The organism is Microcystis sp. M53598_WE2 (assembly GCF_030067735.1).
Classification (GTDB): domain Bacteria; phylum Cyanobacteriota; class Cyanobacteriia; order Cyanobacteriales; family Microcystaceae; genus Microcystis; species Microcystis aeruginosa.
On sequence record NZ_JASJFE010000012.1, the window covers coordinates 1 to 3,706 of the forward strand.

The following is a 3,706-nucleotide window of genomic DNA, read 5'->3' on the forward strand; positions in this document are numbered from 1 at the left end:
CAAAAACTCTCCAAAGCAAGAAAGATATGATAAAAATGAACAAGAAAAACAATATTTTTGATATATTTTCAACTAGATTATCTATACTTTTAAGCCAAGCTATTGAACCAATCAAATTTTTTATCAAATCAAATAAAGGAGGAGTTAAAATTGCAACAAATAAAACAAAAACAAACAAAAACATATAAGCCCAAACTTGGGGATTTTTAAGAGAATACTTACGATGCTTCAGTTTTGGACAACTTTGCTTTAAATAATCCTCATAACTTAGGTCGGGGGGAATTGGTTTTGTATCTCCAGAATATTCATAATCTGGACTGCCTGTCAATATCCGAAAAGCCAATTCCTTACCTGTGATTGTCTTATTAGGTGAATTGTCTGGTAAGTCCTGTAACCATCTCAAAGCATATTTAAGTCGTTCTATAACTTCGTCGCTTTCAAAGAGTGATTTAACATCAGGAAGAATTCTCAGGTCAAAATCACGAATATCGTGGCGTTTTAGGAGTTGCAGTTCTTGTTTTTCTAGAGTTCCTAAACTAAAGAAATGCGTGTTCGATAAGCTAATTCCATAATGCCACGTTTGATATTTTTCTCGCCATTCGACTAGCTTGCCATAATATTCGCTTTCTGGCCGCACATTTTCTTCAATGCCGATAATTAAAGAAGCCAACTCTGAAGTTATCATTAGTATAACCCCCTGTTATTTATGTTTTTTTATAAAAAGTTAGAGAGAGTTTGAATATCCGTGAGGACTAGCACTATATACCTATTCCTCAGAATAGCAGAAAGTCCTTAACCAGAGACATTTACTTAATATAATGTTACTTTTCTCGTCCTTAAAAATTGACTGTTTATCTGATGAGTTTGTTCCTAGATTAAATCAGGTTTATCGCCCAGTTTGGTTGATATTTTTTAAGGATGAACTTGTCTTTTATGTTGAGGAAATAATCCAGATTTGACTAGACTTTTCCGAATTCGATTAATTCGAGTAATTGTGCTTCGGTTAGCTGAGTAATGCCCAATTCTAGGGCTTTTTCTAGCTTAGAACCCGCCGCTTCTCCTAGCACTAAATAATCGGTTTTTTTGCTGACAGAACCCGTCACTTTCCCCCCAGCTTTTTCGATTAATTCTTTCGCTTCCTCCCGTTTGAGAGTTGGTAAAGTGCCAGTAATGACAAAGGTTTTCCCTGCTAAAGTCGCTTTAGTGGTGGTGGTTTTTGCTGCTGCGGCAAATTGTAAACCAGCCGCCTGTAATTTAGCGACTAAATCCCGATTAGCGGCGATTTTAAACCAATCATAGACCGATTGAGCGATTTCTTCACCGATACCATAGATAGAGGCTAAATCAGTCACGCTGGCGTTAGCTAACTCCTCCACAGTCCGAAAACTTTCGGCGAGAATTTTGGCGTTAACGCTGCCCACATAGCGAATTCCTAGCCCATAAAGTACCCTCGACCAGCTTTGATTTTTGCTCTGAGCCATAGCTGTAATCAAATTTAAGGCTGATTTCTCGCCCATTCGGTCTAATTTGGCAATTTCCGTTTTTTCGAGGCTGTAGAGGTCAGAAATGGCGGTAACTAATCCCTGTTCAATCAGCAAAATTACCACTTTTTCCCCTAATCCCCGGATATCGAGAGCATCGCGACTGGCCCAATGTACTACACTTCCCCGCAAAATCGCCGGACAGGAACTATTAACACAGCGCGTCACCGCTTCCCCCACCGGACGAACTAGGGGAGATTGACATTCAGGGCAATTAGTGGGCATCTGGAAGGGTGAGGTGTGGTTAGGACGCAATTCTGGCAGGATTCTCACCACTTCTGGGATAATTTCCCCCGCTTTGCGGATAATTACCGTGTCACCGACTCGGATATCCAATTCGGCCACTCGATCGCTATTATGTAAAGTAGCCCTTTGTACGGTGGTTCCTGCTACCTGTACCGGTTCCATCACCGCCATGGGTGTAACCGCGCCGGTGCGTCCCACATTGACGATAATATCTTTAACTACCGTGGCGACCTCTTCGGCGGGATATTTTAAAGCGATGGCCCACCGAGGGAATTTTTGAGTGAATCCTAACCGATTTTGTCGCTGTAAATCGTTGATTTTGACTACGACACCATCGGTCATGTAGGCTAATTGATGACGTTTTTCTTGCCAATCTTGATAGTATTGCGCCACTTCTTGCAGGGATGGACAGAGTTGACGGTGGGGATTAACCAGAAATCCCATGGTTTCTAATCTATCTAAGGATTGCCATTGAGTAGTGATATTGTTATCGTCTAAATGCAGGGTATAGGCAAAAAATTGTAAGCGTCTTTTATCAACTATTTTCGGATCTAATTGTCGTAGGGTTCCCGCTGCCGCATTGCGGGGATTAGCAAAGAGAGATTCCCTTTTTTCTTCTCTTTCTTGATTGATTTTATCAAAGGTATCGAGGGGTAAAAAAGCTTCGCCGCGCACTTCCACGATTGCCGGGGGATTGTCTATATTTAAGCGTAAAGGAATAGAGCGAATTGTCCGCACATTGGGGGTAATATCTTCGCCAGTGACTCCATCCCCTCTAGTAACACCTCTGACTAAAAAGCCGTTTTCGTAGGTTAAAGCTAACGCGGAACCATCGATTTTTAATTCACACACATATTCCGTGTCTTGGGTTTCATTTACATATCTTTGCCAACGGTTGCCCCATTTATTTAATTCTTCGAGGTTAAAGGCATTTTCGAGACTATACAGGGGAATATTATGACGGACAGAAACGAATTGACTAGAGATTTTATCCCCGACTCTTTGGGTGGGACTATCGGGGGTGATTAATTGAGGATAACGCTTTTCTATGTCTTCTAATTCCCGATAAAGTTGATCATAAACGCTATCGGGTATAAAAGGATCATCAAGAACATAATAAGCATAACTGGCTCTTTGTAGTTCTGTTTTTAGTTGTTGGCAACGTTGTTGGATTTCTAAGGGGATAGTCATAATCGTTAATAATGCTACTGTGCAAAGACCATTTGAGGAGTTAATTGTAAATCGGGAAATGTCACCGATATTATCCTATCTTCCTGATTAAATTCTGCCAGTTCATAAAATCCCGAAATCAGGGTTAAAACCGATATTTTTAGAGCAATAGGATCGATAATCCAGTATTCAGGAATGCCTCTCACTGCGTATTCTGAACGCTTATAACGGTAGTCATCATCGGCATTACTGGGGCTAACAATTTCTACAACTAAGAGGGGAGGAAATTCAATCACTGCTGTGGTCATATTTCTAATCTCTTGACATTGTTCGGCAGTTAAAATCATTAAGTCTGGAATTCTCGATTTAGCTTTATCGGTGCGAATTCCTACAGTAGCAGGCATGACTTTGCAAGTTAGATTTAATCTTTTAATTTCTGCCATTAAATAATCATAAATAAAGGCAAGAATTAAGGCATGAAAGCCACTAGCGGGAGGCATGGAAATTAATTCTCCGTTAAATAATTCGTATTTATTATCTGTGCAGTCCTGATACTTTAAATATTCCGCAAAGGTATATAATTTTTCTTTGGTGACAACCATAATAATCTCCAGAAAAAACTTTATTGAATCTCCTTAAGGGGGGTAGGGTTGATTCATGAATCAACCCTACCATGAATCAACCCTACTATGAATCAACCCTAGGGTTAGGGGGAATCTGACAAGTTTTAACACCGAGCTTTTTACTTA

At 40.1% G+C, this 3,706-nt stretch carries 2 protein-coding genes and 1 pseudogene; all 3 read right to left on the reverse strand.

All coding sequences use genetic code 11. The features are described 5' to 3' along the window. Positions 1-670 (reverse strand): annotated as a pseudogene (locus tag PX636_RS00280) (pentapeptide repeat-containing protein); the annotation flags it as partial. Positions 671-959: 289 nt separating this feature from the next. Next, on the reverse strand, positions 960-2,978 hold the full coding sequence (gene ligA, locus PX636_RS00285; protein ID WP_288115854.1) for an NAD-dependent DNA ligase LigA: 2,019 nt from the start codon (positions 2,976-2,978) through the stop codon (positions 960-962). A gap of 14 nt (positions 2,979-2,992) precedes the next feature. Continuing rightward, positions 2,993-3,559, reverse strand: a complete 567-nt coding sequence (locus tag PX636_RS00290) for a Uma2 family endonuclease (RefSeq protein ID WP_288115855.1) — start codon at positions 3,557-3,559, stop codon at positions 2,993-2,995. Positions 3,560-3,706: the final 147 nt, after the last annotated feature.